Genomic DNA, 24,486 nt, shown 5'->3' on the forward strand with positions numbered 1-24,486 from the left:
ACCGGCCCGGATGCAGCTGTTAGGTTTTTCCGCCAGCCAGGTCCATCCGCTCGCCTCGCTCGACGAGGCGCGCGACTTTCTCGCGGGCAACGCGGCGGCCCGCTTCGTCTGGGTCGATACGCCGATCGAGGAAGTCAGCGCCGCGCCGACGGCCTGGCGCGACAGCGTCCAGGCCCTGACCGGCGCCCCGGTGCTGGATCTGCACCTGATCGATGCCACCAACCCGTCGCATCCTTCGTATTTCGATACGACGCATGCCTACGACATGGTGATCTTCCGCAAGCTCACCTTTGAAACGAGCCGGCTGATTGCCGAGGCCGGCGGCGAAACGGCGGCGGCGTCCGGAACGACAGCAACCGCGCCAGCCACCGCACCAGAATTGCCGCCAATCCCGGGAGCCTCCACGGCTTCCACTACGGTTTCAGCTACCGCGACAACCAGCCAGCCGCCCGCTTCAAGAACGCAGGCTCTGGCCAAACCGCGCCGCTACCCGCCAGGCTTTCTGCCTGCACTGGCCAAAATCGATACCCAGCCGGTCACTTTCTTTGTCTTCGACAATGTGCTGCTGACGGTCCGGCCCGCGCAGTCTCGCACACTCGACCAGGTGCGCCAGCGCCTGCTTGAGCTATGCCAGGCGCCACGGCCGCAGTCCGCCTCGAAGACCCGCCCCAACGGGCACGCCGCCGCGCTGGTACATGGCATCCGCCCGCCGACGCGCCCGGAAGACCTGATGCTGCGCCTGCTCAACGCGATGGTCGACCGCTACCTGGACCTGCGCGCGCCCCTGACGCGCCAGCTGGACCGTTGGCAGCGCGCGCTGCTAAACGCCCGGCGCAGCTTCTCCAGCTGGGAAGGCTTGCTCGATGCCCGCATTGAACTGCGGCGCCTGGAGCACCTGTGCGAGGAACAGCACGATGCGCTGCAGGAATTCCGCGACAGCCTGCTCGACAACAGTTACAGCGTGCAGAGCGAAGGAACCGCAAACGCGGCAGGCCGCGACGATGCCTTGCTGGTGCGCATCAACGACGTGATGGAACACATCTCGCGCGTGCTCGCGCACGCGCGCCGGCTGGAGGACTCGATCGAGTCCGCGGTGCAGATTCATTTTTCATCGGTGGCGCATCGCACCAACCGCACCATGCGTACCCTGACGCTGATCACTGCACTGTTCATGCCACTCACGCTGATCACCGGCATCTTCGGCATGAACTTCGAGCGCATGCCGTGGCTGCGCGAGCCGCAGGGCTTCTGGTGGTCGCTCGGGCTGATGGGCGCGGTGGTGGCAGTGCTGGCGGCAGTGTGGGGGCTGGGACGCCGGCTGGAGAAAAGCTAGCCGACGCCTGCGCAAGCCCGGGGGGTCAGGTGCTAGCTTTGGCGTCCAGGGCGCGCGCGAGCGTGTCAAGGAAACGGGCGGCGGGTTGGTAGCCGATTGCACGAACCGGCCGCTCGCGCCCGTCAGGACCGAACAGGATGATGCCCGGCGGGCCGAACAGGCCGAAGCGCTTGAGCAGTGCCCGATCGTCGGCGTTGTTCCGGGTGACGTCCGCCTGCAGCATCACCACCCCGGCAAGCCGGGCCCGCACGCGCTCGTCGCTGAACGTGAAGCGCTCCATCTCCTTGCAGCTCACACACCAGTCCGCATAGAAGTCGAGCAGCACGGGCTTGCCCGCTGCGGCGGCCTGCGCCACGCGAGCGTCGAGTTCGGCTACCGAGCGGACCCGCTCAAAGCGCACTGTGGTCGAGTCGCTGGCCGCCGCGTCTGGCGCGGTGCGACCTGCACCAAGATGCGCCAGCGGTTGCAAGGGATCCCGGCCACCGGACGCGAGCCCCACCAGCAAGATGGCTCCCGCCAGCGCGGCAAGCAGGCCCAGGCCCTTGCCCACCCTGGCCAGGCCATGCGCCTCGGGGCCAAGTGACTCGAAGGCGCTCAGGAAAACCGCGCCCACCAGCAGCAGCGCGGCCCAGCCTGCCATCAGCGCCCATGCCGGCAGCACCGGGCTGACCATCCACAGCGCCACGCCCAGCAGCAGGAAGCCGAAGAAGCGCTTGGTCATTTCCATCCACCGTCCGGCACGCGGCAGCAGGTTGCCCGCGCCCACGCCCACCAGCACCAGCGGCACGCCCATGCCGAGCGCCATCGCGAACAGCGCGCCGCCACCGGTTACGGCATCGCCGGTGCGTGCGATGTAGGCCAGCGCGCCGGCCAGCGGTGCCGTCACGCACGGCCCGACGATCAGCGCCGAGATCGCGCCCATGGCCGCGGCGCCGGCGAGTTGCCCGCCCTGGCGGCGGTTGGACGAAGCGGTCAGCCGCGTTTGCCAGTGTTGCGGCAGCTGCAGTTCATAGAGGCCGAACATGGAAAGGGACAAGGCCACCATCAGCAGCGCGAAAGCCGTCAGCACCCACGGCGACTGCAGCGCGGCGGACAAGCCCTCGCCAAGCAGGCCGGCCGCCACGCCAACAGCGGTGTAAACCACCGCCATGCCTAGCACATACGACAGCGACACCAGCAAAGCGCGGCCGCGCGTGACATGCTCACCCACCACGATTGACGACAGGATCGGCACCATGGGCAGCACGCACGGCGTAAAGGTCAGGAGCAAACCGAGGCCGAAGAACAGCGCGGCGATCACGCCGAGGTTGCGGCTGGCCAGCGCCCCGGCAATGCGGTCGTTCTCGTCGGCAGGCCCAGTCAGTTGGGCAGGGGAGGGGCCGGCAGATGCCGCCGCCCCGGCCGCGTCGCGGCTTTCGGTGCCCGGGCCGCTGCCAATGCTGCTGGAATCCGCCGGCGCCCGCTTGCCGAACAGCCCGTCGAGCACACCGCCGCCGACCTTGAAAACGCTCTCCATCGGGGGATAGCACAGGCCCTTGTCGGCACAGCCCTGGGAAGTCACCACCAGTGACCATTTGCCGTCCGCCGGCGCGGACGCCACCGGTACGCGGATAGTCACGCCACCATGGTAGGTTTCCATCTCCTTGCCGAAAGTCTCGTCGAACTTGACCTTGCCCGGCGGGAATACCGGAGCGCCAAGCTTGACGGAGGTCGGCTGCGCGGCGAAGGCAAAGCGCTCGCGGTAGAGGTAGTAGCCATCGGCTACATCGAAGCGCACTTCGACGGTCTGCGCGTCGACCTGCCGCGCCGCGAAACGGAAGGCTTGGTCCGGCGGCAGGAAGTCATCGTCGGCGGCATGCGCGGCGCCGCCGAGGCACAGCCACAATGCTGCGAGCAGCAAGATCAGGAGCCGCGCTGCGGCACTATGCCGCACCGACCCCGCTGCCGACCCGCAGTCCAAAGCGCCCGACATCACTCCGAAACCCATGCCCCATCCTTGAATTGTCATTCGTCGTATCCGTACCTCGAACGCCGCGCGGCGCCGGTTTCGGCCGCATCGCCCGCTAGCCGCCGAAGGACGGACATCCTTGCGCGTGCTTACGCGCTGTCATCGTCAGCGTCTGGCGTCCGCGTCTCCTGCGCCACCCACGCAAGGTAAGGCGCAAAGCCGGCCGCAACCGGCAATGCCACGATCTCCGGCACCTCATAGGGGTGCGCCAGGCGAATCGCGGCTTCAAGCGCCGTATAGCGATCCTGCGTAGTCTTGATCAGCAGCGGCCATTCCCGCGTGGTTTCGATCTCGCCGCGCCACCAGTACTCGGACTGACATGGCGCCAGCCGGTTCACACAAGCTGCCAGCCTGGATTCCAGCACTGCGCGGGTCATACGTGCGGCGGATTCGGCATCGGGCAACACCGTCATTACCAATAGCGTCTCGCTCATCGTGCTTTCCTCAAAAACCTGGCCCGGAAAGCAATCGAGCCAGGCATGCAGCCTGGCTCGATTGTAAGCGGTGTCCGCGCGGCTCGCCGCGACCAGTGGTCGCAAGCGGCCGGGACGATATCGACCTTATTCGCCTGCTTCTTCAGCCGGCGCTTCGGTGATTTCCGGACGATCCACCAGTTCGACCAGCGCCATCGGTGCGTTGTCGCCCTGACGGAAACCGAACTTCAGGATACGGGTGTAACCACCCGGGCGGGCGTTGTAACGCGGGCCCAGTTCGTTGAACAGCTTGGTAACCATGTCGCGGTCGCGCAGACGGGCGAAAGCCAGGCGGCGGTTGGCAACGGTGTCCTTCTTGGCCAGCGTGATGAGGGGCTCGACAACCTTGCGCAGTTCCTTGGCCTTGGGCAGGGTGGTCTTGATCAGCTCGTGCTGGAACAGCGAGTTGGACATGTTGCGCAGCATCGCGAGACGGTGCGACGAGGTGCGGTTCAGTTTCCGCAAACCATGACGGTGACGCATGATGATTCCTTTATTGCAATGTTTGACCAGCTCTTCTATCGCTCGGCCGGGATGCTCCCCGGTTCGGCGCGGGCCGGTAGTCTATTGGAGCGGCCGGCACATGCCGGTCGCCGGGATTACCGGCACGGCAACGGGACCAGCCCGCCGCCGCGCCAGGCAAATTACTTCTCCAGCCCTGCGGGCGGCCAGTTCTCGAGCTTCATGCCGAGGGTCAGGCCACGCGAAGCCAGCACTTCCTTGATTTCATTGAGCGACTTGCGACCCAGGTTCGGGGTCTTCAGCAGCTCGTTCTCGGTACGCTGGATCAGGTCGCCGATGTAGTAGATGTTTTCGGCCTTCAGGCAGTTGGCCGAACGCACCGTCAGCTCCAGGTCGTCCACCGGGCGCAGCAGGATCGGATCGATCTGCGGCGTACGGCTCGAAGCGGCTTCCGCCGACGACTCGGTACCTTCCAGCGCTGCGAACACCGACAACTGGTCAACCAGGATGCGCGCCGATTGACGAATCGCTTCCTCGGGCGAGATCACGCCGTCGGTTTCGATGTTCATCACCAGCTTGTCGAGATCGGTACGCTGTTCCACACGAGCCGATTCGACTGCGTACGAAACGCGGCGCACCGGCGAGAACGAAGCGTCCAGCACGATGCGGCCGATGACCTTGCCCGCTTCGTCGCCAAACTTGCGCACGTTGCCGGGGACATAACCACGGCCTTGTTCGACCTTGATCTGCATGTCCAGCTTGCCGCCGGCCGACAGGTGAGCGATCACGTGGCCGGGGTTGATGATCTCGACGTCGTGCGGCAGCTCGATATCGGCCGCGGTCACAACGCCTTCGCCTTCCTTGCGCAGCGACACCGTGACTTCGTCGCGGTTGTGCAGCTTGAAGACCACACCCTTCAGATTGAGCAGCAGGTTGACTACGTCTTCCTGAACGCCATCGATGGTGGAGTACTCGTGGACCACCCCAGCGATCGTGACTTCGGTCGGGGCATAACCGACCATCGACGACAGCAGCACGCGACGCAGGGCGTTACCGAGCGTATGGCCATAGCCACGCTCGAACGGCTCCATCACGACCTTGGCGTGATGGTCGCCGAGCGGCTCCACGGCAATAATTTTAGGCTTGAGTAGTGCTGTTTGCATTAGGTTGTCCTTTTCAATACCCTCGGCTCGTTACACCGATAAGGCTGACGTATGGAACCTGAAAATCCCATCGCACGATGGGCAATAAGCCCGACGCGCGGCAGCGCGTCGGGCTGAAAGTGAAGCTTGGCGGGAAACGCAAGCCCCTGGCCGTTCGATGGTGTCGGTCAGAATTCGTGTGATTAACGCGAATACAATTCGACGATCAGGCTTTCGTTGATGTCACCCGAGATATCGGCGCGATCCGGCACTTGCTTGAATGTGCCTTCGAACTTCTTCGCGTCCACGGCAACCCATGCCGGGAAACCCGATTGCTCAGCCAGCGACAGCGCTTCGGCGATACGGACTTGCTTCTTCGACTGCTCGCGGATGCTGATGACGTCACCAGCCTTGACTTGCGCCGACGGCACGTTCAGGGCTTGACCGTTCAGCAGGATCGCCTTGTGCGACACCAGCTGGCGCGCTTCAGCGCGGGTCGAGCCGAAGCCCATGCGGTACACGACGTTGTCCAGGCGCGATTCCAGCAGTTGCAGCAGCTTTTCACCGGTGTTGCCCTTGCGGCGGTCGGCTTCAGCGAAGTAGCGGCGGAACTGGCGCTCGAGTACGCCATAGATACGCTTGACCTTCTGCTTTTCACGCAGTTGGTTGCCATAGTCGGAGGTGCGTGCACCCGAGGTGCGGCCGTGCTGACCCGGCTTGCTGTCCAGCTTGCACTTGTCTGCAAGCGAGCGGCGTGCGCTCTTCAGGAACAGGTCAGTACCTTCACGGCGGGATAGTTTGGCCTTCGGGCCGATATAACGTGCCACTTTATCTTCCTTCCTGATCGATCGCGGCGCCTTGTTCGACGCGCCGCGAGTCCGCCTTCTCCGCCCCGGTTGATTGGGCGCATGAGTGGCAGACGGTGGGCTTATCCAGCGCGCTCCCATTCGGGCACGCGCAAAAGCATGACTAACTACTGCGCCAGGCGACCGACAACGACGTCGATCGCGCAAACGCAAAACGAAAACCTGCTGCAAACAGATGCAGCAGGTCAACGTGCAATGCTACCACACCGGGCTGCACACGGGGAAGACCCCGATTGCAGCCTGGGTATCACATCGGCACTTAGATCCGACGGCGCTTCGGCGGACGGCAGCCGTTGTGCGGCACCGGCGTCACGTCTTCGATGATCGAGATCTTGATGCCGAGCGCGTTCAGGGCGCGCACAGCCGATTCACGGCCAGGGCCGGGGCCCTTGATGCGCACGTCCAGGTTCTTGATACCCTGGTCTTGCGCCACGCGGCCGGCATTCTCGGCGGCGACCTGAGCTGCGAAGGGAGTCGACTTACGCGAACCCTTGAAGCCCTGGCCACCCGAGGTTGCCCACGCCAGAGCATTGCCCTGACGGTCGGTGATCGTGATGATGGTGTTGTTGAACGAAGCGTGGACGTGCGCAATGCCGTCGGCAACGTTCTTCTTGACCTTCTTACGCGCGCGCTGGGCGGCGTTATTCGGACCTTTTGCCATTAGTTTCTTCCTCTGCCTTCGGCTTTACTTCTTCAGAGCCACGCCGGCCTTACGCGGACCCTTGCGGGTACGGGCGTTGGTGCGGGTGCGCTGACCGCGCATCGGGAGACCCCTGCGGTGACGGACGCCACGATAGCAACCAAGGTCCATGAGACGCTTGATGTTCATCGTGGTTTCACGACGCAGGTCACCCTCAACCGTGGCCTTGGCTACTTCGTCACGAAGCTTTTCCAGGTCGCCGTCGGTCAGGTCCTTGACCTTCTTGTCAAAGGGAACGCCGGTGGCCACGCAAATCTTGCGGGCGCGCGAGCGGCCGATACCGTAAATAGCCGTCAGGCCGATCTCGGTATGCTTGTGGTTCGGGATGTTAACCCCTGCGATACGTGCCATTCGTCAATCCTCTTTACGATTAGCCTTGGCGTTGCTTGTGGCGGGGATCCGACGAGCAGATCACGCGCACGACACCGTTGCGCTTGATAACTTTGCAGTTGCGGCAAATGCGCTTAACAGAAGCCAGCACTTTCATGATTTTCCTCTTCCTTCAATTCCTGTTCGCTTCACTTCGTCCGAAAGACGATGCGCGCGCGTGACAGATCATATGGAGTCAGTTCAACCGTCACCCGATCACCCGGAAGAATCCGGATGTAGTTCATTCGCATCTTGCCGGAGATATGGCCCAACACTACATGGCCATTTTCCAGTTTGACGCGGAACGTCGCGTTAGGGAGGTTTTCCAGGACCTCCCCCTGCATCTGGATGACGTCGTCTTTTGCCATACCTAGCCTGTACCGACCCGGCTTCAGCGCAAGGTCAGATTACCCTTGAAATTCGCTTTCTTCAGCAGGGACTCATATTGCTGCGACATGACATAGGACTGAACCTGGGCCATGAAGTCCATCGTGACGACCACGATGATCAGCAACGAGGTTCCGCCAAAATAGAACGGAACGTTCCAGCGCAGTACCAGGAATTCCGGCAACAGGCAGACCAGTGTGATGTAGATCGCACCAGCCAGCGTCAGACGGACAAGAATCTTGTCGATGTAGCGCGTCGTCTGCTCGCCCGGACGAATGCCCGGAATGAAGGCACCGCTTTTCTTCAGGTTGTCTGCGACTTCCCGGCTGTTGTACACAAGAGCCGTATAGAAGAAGCAGAAAAATATAATTGCAGCAGCGTACAGCAGGATGTAGACCGGCTGTCCCGGCGAAAGCGTCGCAGCCAGGTCCTTGATGAACCGGCCGGCAGCGCTCGTCGAGTCAGACGTGAACCAGCCCGCGATGGTCGCCGGGAACAGGATGATCGACGATGCGAAGATCGGCGGAATCACCCCTGCCATGTTCAGCTTCAGCGGCAGGTGCGACGACTGGCCGCCATACACCTTGTTGCCGACCTGACGCTTGGCATAGTTCACCAGGATCTTGCGCTGGCCACGCTCGACAAACACCACGGCGAAGGTCACCCCGGCGATGATTGCAACGATCAGGATCGATGCAATGATGCTCATGGAACCGGTGCGAACCAGCTCGAAGAGCCCGCCGATCGCGTTGGGCAAGCCCGCCGCGATACCGCCGAAGATGATGATCGAGATACCGTTGCCCAGACCACGCTCGGTGATCTGCTCACCCAGCCACATCAGGAACATCGTACCGGTCACCAGCGTGATCACCGCCGTAGCCCGGAACATCAGGCCCGGATCGATCACCAGCCCCGGCTGAGATTCCAGCGCGACTGCGATCGACAGCGCCTGGAAGGTGGCCAGGACCACCGTGCCGTAGCGCGTGTACTGCGTGATCTTGCGTTGACCCGCCTGCCCTTCCTTCTTCAGCGATTCCAGCTGCGGCAGCACGATCGTCAGCAATTGCATGATGATCGACGCCGAGATGTACGGCATGATGCCGAGCGCGAAGACGGTAAAGCGCGACAGCGCACCGCCCGAGAACAGGTTGAACATCCCGAGGATGCCACCCGACTGACTCTGGAAAAGCTTCGCAAGCTGTTCAGGATCGATTCCCGGCACCGGAATATGCGCTCCGATGCGGTACACGATCAAGGCCAGCACCAGGAACATCAGCCGGCGCTTTAGGTCGCCGTACTTCGCCGTGTTCTTGGCTTGCGTGCTTGCATTGGGTTTCGCCGTGGCCAAACGATGCTCCGACTGTGACTCGCCTATGCTGCGAAATCTGCTGCTAAATTACGCCGCGATCTGACCGCCGGCGGCTTCGATCGCAGCCTTGGCACCAGCGGTGGCGCCCAGACCCTTGATCGTAACCTTGCGGGTCAGCTCACCAGCCTTGATGACCTTGGCGCTCTTGGCCAGCTCAGCCACCAGGCCAGCTTGCTTCAGAACCAGCAGGTCCACCTCGGTGGCTTCCAGGCGCTCGATATCACGCAGGGTCACTTCGGCGTTGAAGGCCTTCGTCAGCGACGTGAAGCCACGCTTCGGCAGGCGACGATACAGCGGCATTTGACCGCCTTCGAAGCCGACCTTGTGGAAGCCGCCCGAACGCGACTTCTGACCCTTGTGACCACGGCCGGCAGTCTTGCCCAGGCCGGAGCCGATACCGCGGCCGACGCGACGCTTGGCGTGCTTCGAACCGTCAGCCGGTTTGAGGTTGTTGAGTTGCATCTTGCTCTCCGTGTCCCGGGACTCAGGCCAGAACCTTGACCAGGTACGAGACCTTGTTGATCATGCCGCGCACGGCAGGCGTGTCCTGCAGTTCCGACACCGAATTGATACGGCGCAGGCCCAGGCCACGGACGGTGGCGCGATGATCCTCGCGCGTGCCGATCAGGCTGCGCACGAGTTGCACTTTTACGGTTTGTTGCGACATTTCGTCCGACTCCTTAACCGAGGATGTCTTCAACAGACTTGCCACGCTTTGCGGCGATCTCGCCCGGCGTGCTCATCTTTTGAAGACCGTCCAGCGTGGCGCGAACCATGTTGTACGGATTGGTCGAGCCGTGCGACTTGGTCACGACGTTGGTCACGCCCATCACTTCGAAAATCGCGCGCATCGGGCCACCAGCGATCACGCCGGTACCTTCCTTGGCGGGCATCATCAGCACCTTGGCGGCGCCGTGCTTGCCAACGACTTCGTGTTGCAGCGTGCCGTTCTTCAGCGAGACCTTGACCATCTTGCGACGGGCTTCGTCCATTGCCTTCTGAACTGCAACCGGCACTTCCTTAGCCTTGCCCTTGCCCATGCCGATGCGGCCATCGCCGTCACCAACCACGGTCAGCGCAGCGAAACCGAGAATCCGGCCACCCTTCACCACCTTGGTGACGCGGTTGACCGAGATCATCTTCTCGCGGAGGCCGTCGTCGCGTTCGTCCTGCTGGACTTTTGCTTGCATTTTTGCCATGACGTATCTCTCTATGTGCGCTTAGAACTTAAGGCCGGCTTCGCGTGCTGCGTCAGCCAGTGCCTTCACGCGACCATGGAAGCGGAAGCCGCCGCGATCGAACGCAACGGTTTCCACGCCAGCTGCCTTCGCCTTTTCGGCGATGCGCTTGCCAATCAGGGTCGCGGCGGCGGCGGTAGCACCGCTGCCAGTCAGTTCCTTGCGCACTTCTGCCTCGACGGTCGAAGCCGATGCCAGCACTTGCGTGCCGCACGGCGAGTAGACCTGGGCGTAAATATGCGAATTCGTACGGAACACGGTCAGACGGTTGATCTTCAACTCCGCGATTTTGGCGCGGGTCTGACGTGCACGGCGCAAACGAGCGTCTTTCTTGTTCATGATTGCACCCCTTACTTCTTCTTGGTTTCCTTCAGGATGACGCGCTCGTCCGAGTAGCGAACGCCCTTGCCCTTATAGGGCTCAGGCGGACGGTACGCGCGGACTTCCGCAGCCACCTGACCGACTTTCTGCTTGTCCGCACCCTTGATGATGATCTCGGTCTGCGTGGGCGTTGTCGCCGTCACGCCTTCCGGCATCGCATGGATCACGTCGTGCGAGAAACCAAGCTGGAGCTTCAGCGCAGTACCTTGCAGCTGGGCACGATAGCCCACGCCGACCAGGTTAAGCTTGCGCTCGAAACCGGCGGTTACACCCTTGACCATATTGGCCACCAGGGCGCGCATGGTGCCCTGCAGTGCGTTTGCTTCGCGCGATTCATCGACCGGAGCGAAGGTCAGCGTGTCGTTTTCGACATTGACCTTGACCAGGCTGTGAATCGGCTGCGTCAGCGTGCCGAGCGGGCCCTTAACGGAGAGCACGCCAGCCGCCACATTGACTTCCGCGCCTTTGGGCAGCGCGATGGGAGCCTTACCTACACGGGACATGGTCTACTCCTTACGCGACGTAGCAAAGAACTTCGCCGCCCACGCCAGTGGCACGTGCCTTGCGGTCGGTCATCAGACCCTGGGGGGTCGAGATGATTGCGACGCCGAGGCCGTTCATCACTTGGGGGATGTCGCTGCGGCCCTTGTACACGCGCAGACCAGGCTTCGAGACGCGTTCAATGCGCTCGATGACCGGACGGCCGGCGTAGTACTTCAGACCGATGCTCAGTTGTGCCTTGCCGCCTTCTTCTTTCACGGCGTAGTCGTCGATGTAGCCTTCGTCCTTAAGGACCTTGGCGATTGCCACTTTCAGCTTCGACGACGGCATGACAACCGACACTTTCTGCACGCCTTGGGCGTTGCGGATGCGCGTCAGCATATCGGCGATAGGATCGCTCATGCTCATACTGTTTCTCCTGTAGCCTGTGCGTAATTACCAGCTGGCTTTCGTCAGACCCGGGATTTCGCCACGGAAGGCGATTTCACGGATCTTATTACGCGCCAGGCCAAACTTGCGGAAGGTACCGCGGGGACGACCGGTGATCGCGCAGCGGTTACGCTGGCGAGTCGGGTTAGCGTTGCGCGGGAGCTGTTGCAGCTCGAGACGCGCGCTATAACGCTCTTCTTCCGACTTTTCCTGGTCGTCGATAATGGCCTTGAGGGTTGCACGCTTGTCGGCATACTTTGCCACGAGCCTAGCGCGCTTCTTCTCACGTTCAATCAGAGCCAATTTAGCCACGGTTACCCCTTAATTACGGAACGGGAACTTGAATGCTGCGAGGAGCGCCTTGGCTTCCTCGTCATTCTTCGCCGTCGTCGTGATGCTGATGTTCAGACCACGCAATGCGTCGATCTTGTCGTACTCGATTTCGGGGAAAATGATCTGCTCTTTCACACCGATGTTGTAGTTACCACGACCATCGAACGAGCGGCCCGACACGCCACGGAAGTCACGCACGCGGGGCAGAGCCACGGTCACGAGACGATCGAGGAATTCGAACATGCGTTCGCCGCGCAGCGTCACCATCGCGCCGATGGGATAGCCCTGGCGGATCTTGAAGCCGGCGATTGCCTTCTTGGCCTTGGTCACCACCGGCTTTTGACCGGCGATCTTGGTCAGGTCGCCCACGGCCAGCTCAATGACCTTCTTGTCATTGATGGCTTCGCCAAGGCCCATGTTCAGGGTGATCTTGGTGATGCGCGGCACTTCCATGACCGACTTGAAGCCGAACTGCTCGATCAGCTTCGGAACAACCTGTTCTTTGTAAAACTCTTGCAGACGTGCTGTCATGCTCAACTCCTCTTCGTGCCCAGAATCAAGCTGCCACGACGGCACCGGTGGTCTTCAGCACGCGCACGCGCTTGCCGTCTTCCACCTTGATACCGACGCGCGACGGCTTGCCATTGGCATCCACGAGCGCAACGTTAGAAATATGCAACGGCATGACTTTGTCGATGACGCCACCAGTGGTGCCCAGCATCGGGTTCGGACGTGCGTGCTTCTTGGCAACGTTGACGCCTTCCACCACGACCTTGTCGCCGAGCATGGCTTGCACGGTGCCGCGCTTGCCCTTGTCTTTGCCGGTCAGGACGATGACTTCGTCGCCTTTACGAATCTTGTTCATGGCGGCTCCTTACAGCACTTCCGGCGCGAGCGACACGATCTTCATGAAGCGCTCGGTACGGAGTTCACGAGTCACCGGCCCGAAAATACGGGTGCCGATCGGCTCGAGCTTGGTGTTCAGCAAGACAGCGGCATTGCTGTCGAACTTGACGAGCGACCCATCAGCGCGACGCACGCCCTTGGCGGTACGCACGACGACGGCGTTGTAAATATCGCCCTTCTTCACGCGACCGCGCGGCGCTGCGTCCTTGACGGTCACCTTGATGATGTCGCCCACGCTCGCATAGCGGCGCTTGGACCCACCCAGCACTTTGATGCACAGCACTTCGCGCGCACCAGTGTTATCGGCTACTTCGAGCCGGCTTTCTGTCTGAATCATGGTGTTATCTTCCCAACTTAATCCACCGGGCAACGCCCGCCGGTCAGTCTTGGTCCCGTCAGCCCCTGGCTTTGCGCCAGCAACCGTTTGGGTTGATCAACTTTGAAGTCGGTAGTTACCAGGCGGCCTGAACATGGTTAATCAGGAGCCGCTCGGCCAGGTTCGCTTCATCGACTCGCCGGGGTGATACAACTAAGGCGAATGCAACAAAGCGGAAGTCCAGGATTATAGCACATAACCCTGGACTCGCAAGCCAACCTAAAACCGTGTGGTTTTTTAGATGACGCGCGCAGCTTCGACCAGACGGGAAACCACCCAGGACTTGGTCCGCGACAGCGGACGCGTTTCCTGGATCTCGACCTTGTCGCCTTCCTTGTACTGGTTGGCTTCGTCGTGTGCGTGGTACTTCTTGGAACGCAGCACGTACTTGCCGTACAGAGGATGCTTGACGCGGTTTTCGATCAGGACCGTGACGGTCTTGTCCATCTTGTCGCTAACTACCCGGCCGACCAAAGTACGGCGAAGCGACGATTCCGTTTGTGCAGTTTCAGTCATTTCGTGGTCGCCTTTTCGTTCAGCACGGTTTGCACCCGCGCGATGTCCTTGCGCACCTTCTTCAGCTGGCTGGTGTTCTGCAGCTGTTGGGTGGCCTTTTGCATGCGCAGGCTAAATTGGGCCTTCAGCAGCTCGGAGAGCTCCTGGTTCAGCCCGGCGGCATCTTTGCCGCGAAGTTCGGATGCTTTCATCCCTGCTCTCCTTACGTCCCGACCTGGCGCACCACGAAATTGGTGGCGATCGGCAGCTTGGCGGCCGCGAGGCGGAACGCCTCACGAGCCAGCTCTTCCGTCACGCCATCCATTTCGTACAGCATCTTGCCCGGCTGGATTTCTGCCACGTAGTATTCCGGATTACCCTTACCGTTACCCATACGGACTTCGGCGGGCTTCTTCGAGATCGGCTTGTCCGGGAAAATCCGGATCCAGATGCGGCCGCCACGCTTGATGTGACGGGTCATCGCACGACGTGCCGACTCGATCTGACGAGCCGTCAGACGACCACGGCCCATCGCCTTCAGGCCGAATTCGCCGAAAGACACGGCGTTGCCACGGGTAGCCTTACCCGTGTTGCGGCCTTTCTGCTCCTTGCGGTATTTTCTGCGCTTAGGTTGCAGCATCGTTATTCTCCACTCTTCGCATCTGCGCCAGGAGCGCGGCGACCTGCACCGGCACCCGCGCCACCGCGGCGATTGCCACCCGGACGGCCGCCTTCGCCTTCACGGCGACGACCATCAGGACGACCACCCGGGCGACGACGACGCTCGTCTTGCGGCTCTTCCACCACCGGCGCATCGTTGCGGCCGAGGTGATCACCCTTGTAGACCCACACCTTGACACCGATGATGCCGTAGGTGGTTTCTGCTTCGGAGAAGCCGTAGTCGATGTCGGCGCGCAGGGTGTGCAGGGGCACACGGCCTTCGCGATACCACTCGGTACGAGCGATTTCGATGCCGTTCAGACGACCGGCGCTCATGATCTTGATGCCCTGGGCACCGAGGCGCATCGCATTCTGCATCGCGCGCTTCATTGCGCGGCGGAACATGATACGGCGCTCGAGCTGCTGGGTGATCGAATCGGCGATCAGCTGCGCATCGGTTTCCGGCTTGCGGATTTCCTCGATGTTCACGTGCACGGGCACACCCATGCGGCGTTGCAGCTCGGCCTTGAGCAGTTCGATGTCCTCACCCTTCTTGCCGATCACCACGCCCGGACGCGAGCTATAAATGGTGAGACGTGCATTGCGGGCGGGGCGCTCGATCACGACGCGGCCTACCGAAGCGTTCTTGAGCTTCTTCTTCAGAAACTCGCGAACTTCGATGTCTTCCTTCAGCATGCCGGCGAACTTCGTGTTGTTGGCGTACCAACGCGAAGCCCAGTTACGGCTGACGGCCAGACGGAAGCCAGTCGGATGAATCTTCTGTCCCATCGTGACTCCTTAGTTGCCGAGCGTCACAGTGATGTGACAAGTTTGTTTCTCGATGCGGTTGCCGCGGCCCTTTGCTCGTGCCGTGAAACGCTTGAGCGAGGTTGCCTTGTCGACGAAGATGGTCTTGACCTTCAATTCGTCGATGTCGGCGCCTTCGTTATGCTCGGCGTTGGCGATGGCCGATTCGACCACCTTCTTCACGATGACGGCAGCCTTTTTCGGGCTGAACGTCAGAACGTTGAGCGCGCGCTCGATCGGCAGACCGCGGATCTGGTCAGCGACCAGGCGCGTTTTCTGGGCGGAGATGCGGGCACCGCGATGAATCGCTTTCACTTCCATGATGGCACCTTACCTCTTCGCTTTCTTGTCAGCCGCGTGGCCCTTGAACGTACGCGTGAGCGCAAATTCACCGAGCTTGTGGCCAACCATGTTTTCCGAAACATACACCGGCACGTGTTGACGGCCGTTGTGTACGGCGATCGTCAGGCCGATGAAGTCCGGCAGAATGGTCGAGCGACGCGACCAAGTCTTGATGGGCTTCTTGTCCTTGCCGCCTGCAGCTGCTTCCACCTTTTTCAGCAGGTGGGCGTCACAGAACGGACCCTTTTTTGCGGAACGTGTCATGTCTAGGCTCCTACCTACCGATTAACGCTTGTGGCGGCGCTGCACGATCATGCTGGCAGTGCGCTTGTTGCTGCGGGTACGGTAACCCTTAGCCGGGGTACCCCACGGCGAAACGGGGTCACGACCTGCGGCGGTCTTGCCTTCACCACCACCGTGCGGGTGGTCCACCGGGTTCATCACAACGCCGCGAACCGTCGGGCGGATACCGCGCCAACGATTTGCACCGGCCTTGCCGATGACGCGCAGGCTGTGCTCTTCGTTACCGACTTCACCGATGGTGGCGCGGCATTCGATGTGAACGCGACGCACTTCACCGGAGCGCAGGCGAACCTGGGCGTAGATGCCTTCACGAGCCAGCAGCACGGCGGAACCGCCTGCGGCGCGAGCGATCTGAGCGCCCTTGCCCGGCAGCATTTCCACGCAGTGGATGGTGGTACCAACCGGAATGTTGCGGATCGGCAGGTTGTTACCCGACTTGATCGCAGCTTCCGAGCCATTCATCAACGCCTGGCCAACTACCATGCCCTTGGTGGCAATGATGTAGCGGCGTTCGCCGTCGGCGAACAGCACCAGCGCGATATTGGCGCTGCGGTTCGGATCGTATTCCAGACGCTCGACCTTGGCGGGGATGCCGTCCTTGTCGTTGCGCTTGAAGTCGACCACGCGATAGTGGTGCTTATGACCACCGCCCTTGTGGCGGGTGGTGATATGACCGTTGTTGTTACGGCCCGACTTCTGGAATTGCTTTTCCAGCAGCGGAGCGTGGGGCGCGCCCTTGTGCAGGTTGGCGTTAACCACCTTCACCATGGAGCGACGGCCCGGGGACGTCGGCTTGGTCTTGACGAGTGCCATGATTACTTGGCCTCCGCTTCAAAATTGATTTCCTGACCCGGCTTGAGCGAAACGTAAGCCTTCTTCACGTGGTTGCGACGCCCCATGAAACGGCCAAAACGCTTTTGCTTGCCCTTTTGGTTCAGGATCTGAACGGACTGCACCTCGACCTTGAACAGCAGTTCGACTGCCGCCTTCACGTCTGCCTTGTTGGCATCGCGAGCGACTTCGAACACGACTTGTTCGTTCTTGTCGGCGACCAGGGTTGCCTTTTCGGAAACCACCGGCGCGAGCAGCACCTGCATCAAACGATGATCGTTCTTGGCTACTTGCGTCATTTCAGCAACTCCTCGATCTGCGCGACGGCTGCCTTGGTCACCAGCACCTTCTTGTAGTGCACGAGCGACAGCGGGTCAGCCTGGCGCGGCTCGACAACTGCCACGTGCGGCAGGTTGCGCGAAGCCAGGTAGAGGTTCTCGTCGAGGCTGTCGGTGATGATCAGCACCGAGTCCAGGCCCATGGCCTTGAACTTGTCGGCCAAGAGCTTGGTCTTGGGCGCATCGACGGTGAAACCGTCCACCACGTTGATACGACCTTCACGTGCGAGCTGCGAGTAAATCGAGCGCATACCGGCACGGAACATCTTCTTGTTGACCTTCTGCGTGAAGTTCTCTTCCGGCGAATTCGGGAAGATACGGCCGCCCCCGCGCCACAGCGGCGAGGAAGACATACCGGCACGGGCGCGACCCGTACCCTTCTGGCGCCAAGGCTTCTTGGTCGTGTGCTTGACCTCTTCACGATCCTTCTGCTTACGGTTACCGCTGCGAGCGTTAGCCTGGTAAGCGACGACGATCTGGTGAACGAGGGCTTCGTTGTAGTCACGGCCGAAGACTTCGGGCGAAGCGTCAACGCTTGCGCCGATCTGGCCATTGTCCTGGAGGAGCTTGAGTTCCATTGATTCGCTCCTTAAGCTTTGGCTTTGGCCTTGACGGCCGGGGTAACGATAACCTTGCCGCCCTTGGAGCCGGGAATGGCGCCCTTGACCAGCAGCAGCTTGCGCTCTGCGTCGATCTTGGCGATTTCCAGGTTCTGGACGGTGCGGGTGACGTCACCCAGATGGCCGGTCATGCGCTTGCCGGGGAACACACGGCCCGGATCCTGCGCCATACCGATGGAACCCGGCACGTTGTGCGAACGCGAGTTACCGTGGGTGGCACGACCCGATGCGAAATGGTGACGCTTGATGGTACCGGCGTAGCCCTTACCGATGGTCACGCCCTGGACGTCGATCTTTTGACCGACTTCGAACAGGTCAACCGACAGCGTGCCGCCGGGTTGCAGTTCGCCAGCCTTAGCGGCATCGATGCGGAATTCGCGGATGATTTCACCAGCTTCAACACCAGCTTTGGCAAGGTGACCTGCCAAAGGCTTGGTGACGCGGCTAGCGCGGCGTGCGCCGAAAGTGACTTGAACCGAGGTATAACCGTCGGTCTCGTCCGTCTTGATTTGTGTCACGCGGTTGTCGCCGACCTCGACCACGGTAACGGGAATTGAATCGCCGTCGTCCGTGAAAATACGGGTCATGCCAACCTTGCGACCTACAAGGCCAAGGCTCATGGTTTGCTCCATTCCCAGCTGCGATTGGCCGGGGCTGATTGATACACGAAAACAGTGTTTGCAGTGCGGGGCTTGCGCTGAAGAAGACTGCGCGCGGCCAAGCTGGCCGGCCCACTACCCATAGACAAACGGGTAGCCTTACACTATATCGCAGCGGTTTGGAAAGAGCAAGAGTGCCTTAGGAAGTTGGGGCGTGCGCGGTGGGGCCGGTGTTGTTTTGTGGCGTTGACTACGGTTGCGGGGCGCTGGCACCGCGCGTCTTGACAGCAAAAGTGGCAATTTCGGCACCGAATCGGAAGCCTTACCGCCCAACCTTCACGAACTCCCCGCCGAAAAACACCAGCGGTTCACCCTCCCCCACTTCAAACCCCTGCACTTCGCCAACGATCAGTAGATGATCTCCTACCGCGTCCGCGCGCTCCACCCTGCACGCCAGCGTGGCCAACGCTTCATCGAGATAAGGTACGCCCCGCTCACAGCGCCGATGGGAGACGCCGGCAAACTTGTCCTCGGCAGGCGTGGCAAAACGGCGCGCCAGCTCGCCGTGGCCCGCCTGCAGGATGCTGACGCCGAAGTGCTTCCCCACGGCGAAATGCGCGGCGCTTGGCGAGTGCAGTGCGAGGCTCCACAAGATCAGCGGGGGCGCCAGGGATAGCGAGGCGAAAGAGTTGATGGTCAAGCCAATCGGACGGCCCTCGGCACCGCAGGCACCGATGACCGCCACGCCAGTAGCGTAGCGGCCACAGGCCCGCCGCAGCGCCCTGGTATCCAGCACAGCGCAAGCGGCTTCCATATCAGGCCGCCTGAGGCAGATGCTGGTCAATCAACTGCTGGCAGGCAGCGGAATCTGACCACCAGGGGAAGAAGTCCGGCGGATTATCGAAGCCATTGGCAATGCGGGCGGCCAGCTCTGGCGCATGGCCTGCCGCGCCCAGCAGCGACAGGATATGCGCTGGCGGTGGCGTGAGCAGGGAGTTGGTCCAGTTCACTACGTCGCCGGCGTACTGCCAGTAGCGCGCGAACGTCTGCTCCATCCAGTCCCCGTCGAAACCGCGATCGCCGTGCGCAATGATGGCATCCAGATACACCTTGCAGCACTTGGCGGCGTTGTTGGAGCCCTGTCCGGTAATGGGATCGTTGACGAGGACAGCGTCGGCCATGCCGAACACGAGCCGGCCCGAGGGCAAGGTCATCACCGGCCGGCGCACGGTCGGGGCGAAGCGGCCGGCGAGAATGCCTTGCTCGTCGGTCAGCGTCACCGCATCGCAGCGCTCCGCCTCCCACGGCAACCAGGTGCGCAGGATGCGCAGACTCTCGGCGAGGTGCTGCTCCGGCGTACGCGCATCGGCCCAGCGGTCCATCGGGCCGCCCGGTATGCCCTCGAACACCATGATCTCGCAGGGGCCGGATAGCGTCAGGGCCGGGAAGACGAAGTATTCGCCAATGCCGGGAATCAAGTTGAAGCAAACCCGCGAGAACGGGGTGCGCGGCGCCATTGCGTTCACATAGGTCAGGGCAAGCGAACGCTGCGGCGCGCTGAAAGGACTGCGCGTGGCGTCCCGCTCGAAACGGCTGACGATCTCGCCCTTGCCAGCCGCAAGCAGCACAAGATCATGCTCGCGAGCCAGCGCTTCCAGTTCATCGACGCCGGCATCGGCAATGCGCAGGTCGCCACCGCGTTGCGCGAAGGCTTCCATCCAGGCCGGCATCTTGAGTCGCTGGTCCACCGCTTGGGCCGGATGGTCGAGCCGGGCAGCCCAGTCGATCAACCTGGCGGCAGGCTGTTCCGGATGCGGAATCGCCAGGCCGATCCCTTCCACCGGCGGGCACGCATCATCCCACCAGTTCAAGCCCAGCTCTCGCTCGGTCTGCAGCGCGCGATCGAACATGCACTGGCTGGACATGACCTTGCCCGCGCGGACCTGGTCCGGCGTGCGATTGGTCAGCAGCGTGACCCGGTAGCCCTTGGCTTGCAGGCCCAGGGCCATCTGCAGGCCGGACTGGCCGGCGCCGACGATGGCAATGCGTTGGCTCATGGCAATCTCCTACTTGAAGGTTCAGCGTGAAAGTCGAAGTCCCGCATCGCGGTTTCAGCCGGCCAGGCGCGGGATGGCGGGCACGTTTTGCTCCGGGCCCATCGCCGAGTAGCCGCCGTCCACCGCGTAGTCGGCGCCGGTGACAAAGCTGGCATGGTCCGAGCAGAGAAACAGCACCACCTGGGCCACTTCATCGGGCTCGCCCACGCGGCCCAGCAGGTGGAAGTCCGCCGCCACGCGATCGGTACGCTCGCGGTTGCCACCGCTGACCTCGTCCATCAGCCGGCACCAGGTCCAGCCCGGCGAGACAGCGTTGACGCGGATATGGTCGGGCGCGAGGTCCATCGCCATGCTGCGGGTGAGCTGCCGGATCGCTGCCTTGGAGGCCGGATAGAGCCAGCGGCCGGTCTGCGCCACGTTGGCCGAGATGCTGGTGAGGTTGACGATCGCGCCACCGCCGCGCGCGCGCATTCCCTCGTGGACGGCCTGGGCCAGCATCACGCTGGAGACCACATTGACGTCGAGCGCGGTGAGCCAGTCGCGGCGGTTCGATTTGAAGCCGTCATCGAGATAGGTGCAGGCCAGGTTGACGAGGTAATCGATGCCGCCGAAGTGCCGCGTGACCTGCGACACGGCCGCGGCCACCTCGGCGTCGTCGGTGATGTCGGCGCGAATGAAGCGTGCTCGTTCGCCCAGCTCGCCGGCGACACGCTCGCCGCCGGCGGCATCGATATCGAGAATCGCCACTCGCGTGCCGGCCTCGACGAAGGCCTTCGCCACGCCCGCGCCGATAAGGGTGGCGCCGCCGCTGACGATGGCGACTTTGTCCTGCAGTCCTTTCATGACGTTGTCTCCTTGTATCGGTGCGTTGCCCATGCGCCGCAGGGACCAAGCGGTACCCGCGGCGCGCGCCGGGCACGCCCCTTTTGCTTTGATTTTGTCGATTGCCGGGGCGGCGGTCCCGCCCCGCCTACTTGCCTTCGCTCTCCTGCCAGCGTGCCATCAGCGCGTTGGAGGGCAACGTTTCATCGAGCAGCTTGCGGGCAGTCTTGATGCCGGCCACGGGCAGCCCGGTCGGATCGAGCTTGCCGATCTGCACCAGCACGCTGGCCTGGTCCCAGTAGATGTGCTCGTGGTAAAGCTTGTCGCCACGGAACTTGACGATGGCGACAAGCGGAATCTCCACTCGCTTGCCAGTGGGTGGCACGCCAGGCAGCATCCAGTCAATCTCGCAGGTATGCGTGAAGCAGAACAGCAGCTCGTCGACGATCTGGCTGGCGCCCACCGTACGTGACAGCGGAATCAGCGTGGTGTCCGGCGGGTTGCTGTGGACAAAGTGGTTCTGGTAGAAGCGCTTGAGCTGCCGATAGCCGACGCCACCGGTCATGGTCGGGATATGGTTGACGTAGGGCTCCGCCACCATGGTCGCCATCGTGGCATCGACATCGCGGGTGGCGAATTCGTATTCGCAGTGCTTGTCCCAGAGGGCCGAGAAGTCGTAGTGCGGACCCATCTCTGCGCGCAGCGCGCCAATCGACCGCTGGTGCGCCATCAGCGCGGACGGTCGGTCATAGTGCTCGCCGCCGGCGCGGGCAAATGCATGATCGACGCCGGGATAGACATACAGCTCAATGCCATCCTTGCCGCCCAGGGCAGCGCGGATCTGCGCTTGCGCCTCCGGCGGGCAGAAGCCGTCGCGCTCGGCCACATGCAGCACCAGCCGGCCCTTGATGTGGGCTGCCTCGGCCAGTGCATGCTCAATGCCGACGCCGTAGTACGCCACCGCGCAGGCCACCCTGTCCAGGCGGCAGGCGGACAGGTAGGCGAGCTTGCCACCCAGGCAAAAGCCGAGCACCCCCGTCTGGCCCACGCACTCGGGACGCGCGCGCAGCGCTTCCAGCGCCGAACCCACATCCTTGACGCCGAGGGCCTCATCAAAGCGCTGATACAGCCCAAGGGCGCGCTGGAAGTCTTCGCCGCGGTCGCCCAGTTCAATGCCGGGTGCGATACGCCAGAACAGGTCCGGCACCAGGACCGTGTAGCCTTCCTCGGCGTAGTAGTCCGCCACGGCGCGCATAGTGGCGTTGACGCCGAAGATTTCCTGGCACAACACGATGCCAGGCCCCTTGCCCGATTCGGGCGTGGCCAGGTAGGCATTGAATGTGCCGCTGCCGTCGGCGGCTTGGATCTGGATAGTCTGGCCCATGGGCTGCGCTCCTTTGTTCTTGGGGGTTGGGCTGCCGTGCTGGATTCGATCATGGGCGATCCGCACCGCAGCAAACTAGCCACCGGCTGCAGCGGCTATCCGATTAGTGCAGGAAAATGGCGGGGCGGGCAAGTGGCGCGAGGAAGCGATCCACTATAGTGATGTGAAGGATTCCGTCCGCAGACCAGCGCGGGGCCAATGCGGCAACGCAGCAGCACGGTCCGCAGGCAGGAGGATCCCCCACCAGGAACGGCGCGCCAATGATGCCGAGGAGCGAGACAATGCCGCAGCCCCCCGCGGCCACGGCCACCGAGCCGCTGGCTGGCGCCCTGCTAGACGACCCTACCCGGCTGGTCTTCGCCTCGACCGACCAGGCCGAGACGCGGGCCGCCGTCGGCATGGTGTTCAAGCCGCACAAGCTCACCATCGGCGGCACCGCGCTGGCGGCGCGCATGTATCATGCGCCCCTTGGCGCGGTCTCATTCAACCGGCTGGCCTATGGGGCCGAGGTGCAGATCGAGCCCGGGCCGCTTGACGACTTCCTGCTGGTGCAGATGCCCATAGCCGGCCATGCGGAAATCCGTTGCGGCCAGCAGGAGATCCTTTCCGACCGGGAAACCGCTTCGGTGCTGACGCCTTGCGATCCGGTGCGAATGCGCTGGAGCCGCGACAGCGACCAGTTGATCGTGCGCGTCGAGCGCGGCGCGCTGGAGCGGGTGTGCGCGGCGTACCTGGGCCATCGTCCCCAACAACCGCTGCGTTTCGAGCTAGGCATGCCGTGGCGGCGTCTGGCGGCGTGGTACCAGATGGTGCACTACCTGGCGGATGTGATGGCGCTGGCACCGGATGCGGCCCGGCATCCGCTCACTGCCTGCCAGCTGGAGCAGTTGGTGATCGGCACGCTATTGACGGTGCAGCCCCACAGTCTCAGCGAAGCACTGCGGGCGCGCGGCAAACCCCTGGCACCGCGTCATGTGAAACTGGTCGAAGAGTACATCCATGCCCATGCCAACGCACCGTTGACGCCAGCCTTGCTGGCCGAAGTGGCCGGCGTCAGCCTGCGCGGGCTGTATGCGGGATTTCGCGAGCACCGCGGCATCAGCCCGATGGCATACCTGCGCGCAGTCCGGCTGGAACGGGTGCATCAGGACTTGTTGAACGACCGGGCCCTCGATTCGGTCACCGCCGCGGCCTTGCGCTGGGGCTTCAGCCACCTGGGGCGCTTCAGTGTGGAATATCGCAAGAGTTTCGGCGAGCCACCGGGGCAGACGCTCCGCCGGCGCGGGCCCGCCTAGCCGGCCGTGCAACGGGGAGAGGGGGGCACAAAAACAGAAACGGCGAACCGAAGTTCGCCGTTTCTGTTTGCGCAAAACCGCCAGGGGCGGTCTTGTGCGGAATACCTTACACCTTGATTTCGACGTCGACGCCGGCCGGCAGGTCGAGCTTCATCAGTGCGTCAACGGTCTTGTCGGTAGGATCGACAATGTCCATCAGGCGCTGGTGAGTACGGATCTCGAACTGATCACGGCTCGTCTTGTTGACGTGCGGCGAACGCAGGATGTCGAAGCGCTGGATACGGGTCGGCAGGGGCACCGGGCCCTTGACGATCGCGCCGGTACGCTTGGCGGTATCCACGATTTCGGCTGCCGACTGGTCGATCAGGCGATAGTCGAAAGCCTTCAGGCGGATACGGATCTTCTGGTTCTGCATGATATTTCCTTAAAAGAGCGATGGGCGGCGAGCGCCCTGGAACAAGGGAACAGGCCGGCGGTATTGTACCGCCAGCCTGCTCCAGGAAGTTTGCTTAGTCGAGGATCTTTGCCACGACGCCGGCGCCGACGGTACGACCGCCTTCACGGATGGCGAAACGCAGGCCTTCTTCCATGGCGATCGGGGCAATCAGCTTGACCGTGATCGACACGTTGTCACCCGGCATGACCATTTCCTTGTCCTTC

The 24,486-nt window shown here is 62.5% G+C and carries 38 protein-coding genes; 2 read left to right on the top strand and 36 right to left on the bottom strand.

Annotated elements, in window-relative coordinates:
* Positions 1–10: 10 nt before the first annotated feature.
* The gene (locus AC1DS6_RS10605; RefSeq protein WP_441632724.1) at positions 11–1,333 is read left to right on the top strand and encodes a magnesium transporter CorA family protein; all 1,323 of its coding nucleotides are present in this window, start codon (positions 11–13) and stop codon (positions 1,331–1,333) included.
* Between the two features lie 25 nt (positions 1,334–1,358).
* Here AC1DS6_RS10605 and dsbD read toward each other — a convergent pair whose 3' ends face one another.
* The 34 genes from dsbD to AC1DS6_RS10775 form a co-directional block, all read right to left on the bottom strand.
* Entirely contained in the window at positions 1,359–3,305 is a 1,947-nt protein-coding gene (dsbD, locus tag AC1DS6_RS10610; protein WP_441632756.1) for a protein-disulfide reductase DsbD, read from the bottom strand.
* A 125-nt stretch (positions 3,306–3,430) separates the two neighbouring features.
* Positions 3,431–3,775, bottom strand: a complete 345-nt coding sequence (gene cutA, locus AC1DS6_RS10615; protein ID WP_441632726.1) for a divalent-cation tolerance protein CutA — start codon at positions 3,773–3,775, stop codon at positions 3,431–3,433.
* Between the two features lie 126 nt (positions 3,776–3,901).
* The gene (gene rplQ / locus AC1DS6_RS10620; RefSeq protein WP_006160427.1) at positions 3,902–4,297 is read right to left on the bottom strand and encodes a 50S ribosomal protein L17; all 396 of its coding nucleotides are present in this window, start codon (positions 4,295–4,297) and stop codon (positions 3,902–3,904) included.
* A gap of 161 nt (positions 4,298–4,458) precedes the next feature.
* The gene (locus AC1DS6_RS10625; RefSeq protein ID WP_006160428.1) at positions 4,459–5,439 is read right to left on the bottom strand and encodes a DNA-directed RNA polymerase subunit alpha; all 981 of its coding nucleotides are present in this window, start codon (positions 5,437–5,439) and stop codon (positions 4,459–4,461) included.
* 182 nt (positions 5,440–5,621) lie between these two features.
* Positions 5,622–6,245, bottom strand: a complete 624-nt coding sequence (rpsD, locus tag AC1DS6_RS10630) for a 30S ribosomal protein S4 (protein WP_035870746.1) — start codon at positions 6,243–6,245, stop codon at positions 5,622–5,624.
* A gap of 298 nt (positions 6,246–6,543) precedes the next feature.
* Positions 6,544–6,945, bottom strand: a complete 402-nt coding sequence (rpsK, locus tag AC1DS6_RS10635; protein ID WP_006160430.1) for a 30S ribosomal protein S11 — start codon at positions 6,943–6,945, stop codon at positions 6,544–6,546.
* Positions 6,946–6,969: 24 nt separating this feature from the next.
* The gene (gene rpsM, locus AC1DS6_RS10640; protein WP_006160431.1) at positions 6,970–7,335 is read right to left on the bottom strand and encodes a 30S ribosomal protein S13; all 366 of its coding nucleotides are present in this window, start codon (positions 7,333–7,335) and stop codon (positions 6,970–6,972) included.
* 19 nt (positions 7,336–7,354) lie between these two features.
* Positions 7,355–7,471, bottom strand: coding sequence for a 50S ribosomal protein L36 (rpmJ, locus tag AC1DS6_RS10645; protein ID WP_006160433.1), 117 nt, complete (start codon positions 7,469–7,471; stop codon positions 7,355–7,357).
* Positions 7,472–7,502: 31 nt separating this feature from the next.
* Positions 7,503–7,721 (bottom strand): translation initiation factor IF-1, encoded by a 219-nt coding sequence (infA, locus tag AC1DS6_RS10650; protein ID WP_006160436.1) that lies wholly within the window; start codon positions 7,719–7,721, stop codon positions 7,503–7,505.
* Positions 7,722–7,744: 23 nt separating this feature from the next.
* Complete coding sequence (secY, locus tag AC1DS6_RS10655; protein WP_006160437.1) at positions 7,745–9,088, bottom strand: preprotein translocase subunit SecY; 1,344 nt, start codon at positions 9,086–9,088, stop codon at positions 7,745–7,747.
* Positions 9,089–9,136: 48 nt separating this feature from the next.
* The gene (rplO, locus tag AC1DS6_RS10660) at positions 9,137–9,571 is read right to left on the bottom strand and encodes a 50S ribosomal protein L15 (RefSeq protein WP_006160439.1); all 435 of its coding nucleotides are present in this window, start codon (positions 9,569–9,571) and stop codon (positions 9,137–9,139) included.
* Between the two features lie 22 nt (positions 9,572–9,593).
* A complete protein-coding gene (rpmD, locus tag AC1DS6_RS10665; RefSeq protein ID WP_006160440.1) occupies positions 9,594–9,776 on the bottom strand; it encodes a 50S ribosomal protein L30 in 183 nt (60 codons plus the stop codon).
* A 13-nt stretch (positions 9,777–9,789) separates the two neighbouring features.
* Positions 9,790–10,308: a 30S ribosomal protein S5 gene (gene rpsE / locus AC1DS6_RS10670; protein ID WP_006160449.1), complete on the bottom strand. Its 519-nt coding sequence runs from the start codon at positions 10,306–10,308 to the stop codon at positions 9,790–9,792.
* A 21-nt stretch (positions 10,309–10,329) separates the two neighbouring features.
* On the bottom strand, positions 10,330–10,686 hold the full coding sequence (gene rplR, locus AC1DS6_RS10675) for a 50S ribosomal protein L18 (RefSeq protein WP_441632731.1): 357 nt from the start codon (positions 10,684–10,686) through the stop codon (positions 10,330–10,332).
* 11 nt (positions 10,687–10,697) lie between these two features.
* A complete protein-coding gene (rplF, locus tag AC1DS6_RS10680; protein ID WP_035870753.1) occupies positions 10,698–11,231 on the bottom strand; it encodes a 50S ribosomal protein L6 in 534 nt (177 codons plus the stop codon).
* A 10-nt stretch (positions 11,232–11,241) separates the two neighbouring features.
* Positions 11,242–11,637 (bottom strand): 30S ribosomal protein S8, encoded by a 396-nt coding sequence (rpsH, locus tag AC1DS6_RS10685; RefSeq protein ID WP_006160454.1) that lies wholly within the window; start codon positions 11,635–11,637, stop codon positions 11,242–11,244.
* A 27-nt stretch (positions 11,638–11,664) separates the two neighbouring features.
* A complete protein-coding gene (rpsN, locus tag AC1DS6_RS10690) occupies positions 11,665–11,970 on the bottom strand; it encodes a 30S ribosomal protein S14 (protein ID WP_006160456.1) in 306 nt (101 codons plus the stop codon).
* Between the two features lie 9 nt (positions 11,971–11,979).
* A complete protein-coding gene (gene rplE / locus AC1DS6_RS10695; protein ID WP_006160458.1) occupies positions 11,980–12,522 on the bottom strand; it encodes a 50S ribosomal protein L5 in 543 nt (180 codons plus the stop codon).
* A gap of 25 nt (positions 12,523–12,547) precedes the next feature.
* Positions 12,548–12,856 carry a 50S ribosomal protein L24 gene (rplX, locus tag AC1DS6_RS10700; RefSeq protein ID WP_035870755.1) on the bottom strand — a complete coding sequence of 103 codons (309 nt, stop codon included), beginning with the start codon at positions 12,854–12,856 and terminating at the stop codon, positions 12,548–12,550.
* Positions 12,857–12,865: 9 nt separating this feature from the next.
* A complete protein-coding gene (gene rplN / locus AC1DS6_RS10705) occupies positions 12,866–13,234 on the bottom strand; it encodes a 50S ribosomal protein L14 (RefSeq protein WP_017225233.1) in 369 nt (122 codons plus the stop codon).
* A 276-nt stretch (positions 13,235–13,510) separates the two neighbouring features.
* Positions 13,511–13,789: a 30S ribosomal protein S17 gene (rpsQ, locus tag AC1DS6_RS10710; protein WP_006160462.1), complete on the bottom strand. Its 279-nt coding sequence runs from the start codon at positions 13,787–13,789 to the stop codon at positions 13,511–13,513.
* The gene (gene rpmC, locus AC1DS6_RS10715; RefSeq protein WP_020203850.1) at positions 13,786–13,980 is read right to left on the bottom strand and encodes a 50S ribosomal protein L29; all 195 of its coding nucleotides are present in this window, start codon (positions 13,978–13,980) and stop codon (positions 13,786–13,788) included. The genes rpsQ and rpmC overlap by 4 nt, the downstream gene beginning before the upstream one ends.
* An 11-nt stretch (positions 13,981–13,991) precedes the next feature.
* Positions 13,992–14,408 carry a 50S ribosomal protein L16 gene (gene rplP / locus AC1DS6_RS10720; RefSeq protein WP_006160465.1) on the bottom strand — a complete coding sequence of 139 codons (417 nt, stop codon included), beginning with the start codon at positions 14,406–14,408 and terminating at the stop codon, positions 13,992–13,994.
* A gap of 2 nt (positions 14,409–14,410) precedes the next feature.
* The gene (gene rpsC / locus AC1DS6_RS10725) at positions 14,411–15,217 is read right to left on the bottom strand and encodes a 30S ribosomal protein S3 (protein WP_035870762.1); all 807 of its coding nucleotides are present in this window, start codon (positions 15,215–15,217) and stop codon (positions 14,411–14,413) included.
* A gap of 9 nt (positions 15,218–15,226) precedes the next feature.
* Positions 15,227–15,556 carry a 50S ribosomal protein L22 gene (rplV, locus tag AC1DS6_RS10730; RefSeq protein ID WP_006160469.1) on the bottom strand — a complete coding sequence of 110 codons (330 nt, stop codon included), beginning with the start codon at positions 15,554–15,556 and terminating at the stop codon, positions 15,227–15,229.
* A gap of 9 nt (positions 15,557–15,565) precedes the next feature.
* On the bottom strand, positions 15,566–15,841 hold the full coding sequence (gene rpsS, locus AC1DS6_RS10735; protein WP_035870763.1) for a 30S ribosomal protein S19: 276 nt from the start codon (positions 15,839–15,841) through the stop codon (positions 15,566–15,568).
* A 21-nt stretch (positions 15,842–15,862) separates the two neighbouring features.
* Positions 15,863–16,693, bottom strand: coding sequence for a 50S ribosomal protein L2 (gene rplB / locus AC1DS6_RS10740; protein WP_441632736.1), 831 nt, complete (start codon positions 16,691–16,693; stop codon positions 15,863–15,865).
* 2 nt (positions 16,694–16,695) lie between these two features.
* Entirely contained in the window at positions 16,696–17,010 is a 315-nt protein-coding gene (gene rplW, locus AC1DS6_RS10745; RefSeq protein WP_006160473.1) for a 50S ribosomal protein L23, read from the bottom strand.
* Positions 17,007–17,627, bottom strand: coding sequence for a 50S ribosomal protein L4 (rplD, locus tag AC1DS6_RS10750; protein ID WP_035870768.1), 621 nt, complete (start codon positions 17,625–17,627; stop codon positions 17,007–17,009). The genes rplW and rplD overlap by 4 nt, the downstream gene beginning before the upstream one ends.
* 11 nt (positions 17,628–17,638) lie before the next feature.
* Positions 17,639–18,289 (bottom strand): 50S ribosomal protein L3, encoded by a 651-nt coding sequence (rplC, locus tag AC1DS6_RS10755; protein WP_035870770.1) that lies wholly within the window; start codon positions 18,287–18,289, stop codon positions 17,639–17,641.
* A 301-nt stretch (positions 18,290–18,590) separates the two neighbouring features.
* Positions 18,591–19,082 carry a flavin reductase family protein gene (locus AC1DS6_RS10760; protein WP_441632740.1) on the bottom strand — a complete coding sequence of 164 codons (492 nt, stop codon included), beginning with the start codon at positions 19,080–19,082 and terminating at the stop codon, positions 18,591–18,593.
* Position 19,083: 1 nt separating this feature from the next.
* On the bottom strand, positions 19,084–20,325 hold the full coding sequence (locus AC1DS6_RS10765) for a styrene monooxygenase/indole monooxygenase family protein (protein WP_441632742.1): 1,242 nt from the start codon (positions 20,323–20,325) through the stop codon (positions 19,084–19,086).
* 54 nt (positions 20,326–20,379) lie between these two features.
* On the bottom strand, positions 20,380–21,168 hold the full coding sequence (locus tag AC1DS6_RS10770; protein ID WP_441632744.1) for an SDR family oxidoreductase: 789 nt from the start codon (positions 21,166–21,168) through the stop codon (positions 20,380–20,382).
* Between the two features lie 127 nt (positions 21,169–21,295).
* On the bottom strand, positions 21,296–22,531 hold the full coding sequence (locus tag AC1DS6_RS10775; protein WP_441632746.1) for a dienelactone hydrolase family protein: 1,236 nt from the start codon (positions 22,529–22,531) through the stop codon (positions 21,296–21,298).
* Positions 22,532–22,812: 281 nt separating this feature from the next.
* On the opposite strand from AC1DS6_RS10775, the gene AC1DS6_RS10780 reads away from it, so the two are divergent.
* Positions 22,813–23,826 (top strand): AraC family transcriptional regulator, encoded by a 1,014-nt coding sequence (locus AC1DS6_RS10780; protein WP_441632748.1) that lies wholly within the window; start codon positions 22,813–22,815, stop codon positions 23,824–23,826.
* Positions 23,827–23,932: 106 nt separating this feature from the next.
* Here the strand turns inward: AC1DS6_RS10780 and rpsJ are convergent, their stop codons facing one another.
* Together rpsJ and AC1DS6_RS10790 are read right to left on the bottom strand one after the other, a co-directional pair.
* Entirely contained in the window at positions 23,933–24,241 is a 309-nt protein-coding gene (gene rpsJ, locus AC1DS6_RS10785; protein ID WP_006160488.1) for a 30S ribosomal protein S10, read from the bottom strand.
* A gap of 94 nt (positions 24,242–24,335) precedes the next feature.
* Positions 24,336–24,486 (bottom strand): EF-Tu C-terminal domain-related protein (locus AC1DS6_RS10790; RefSeq protein WP_456301274.1); only part of this gene is annotated, 151 nt, incomplete at its 5' end.

This window comes from Cupriavidus sp. 05L310, from assembly GCF_056398185.1.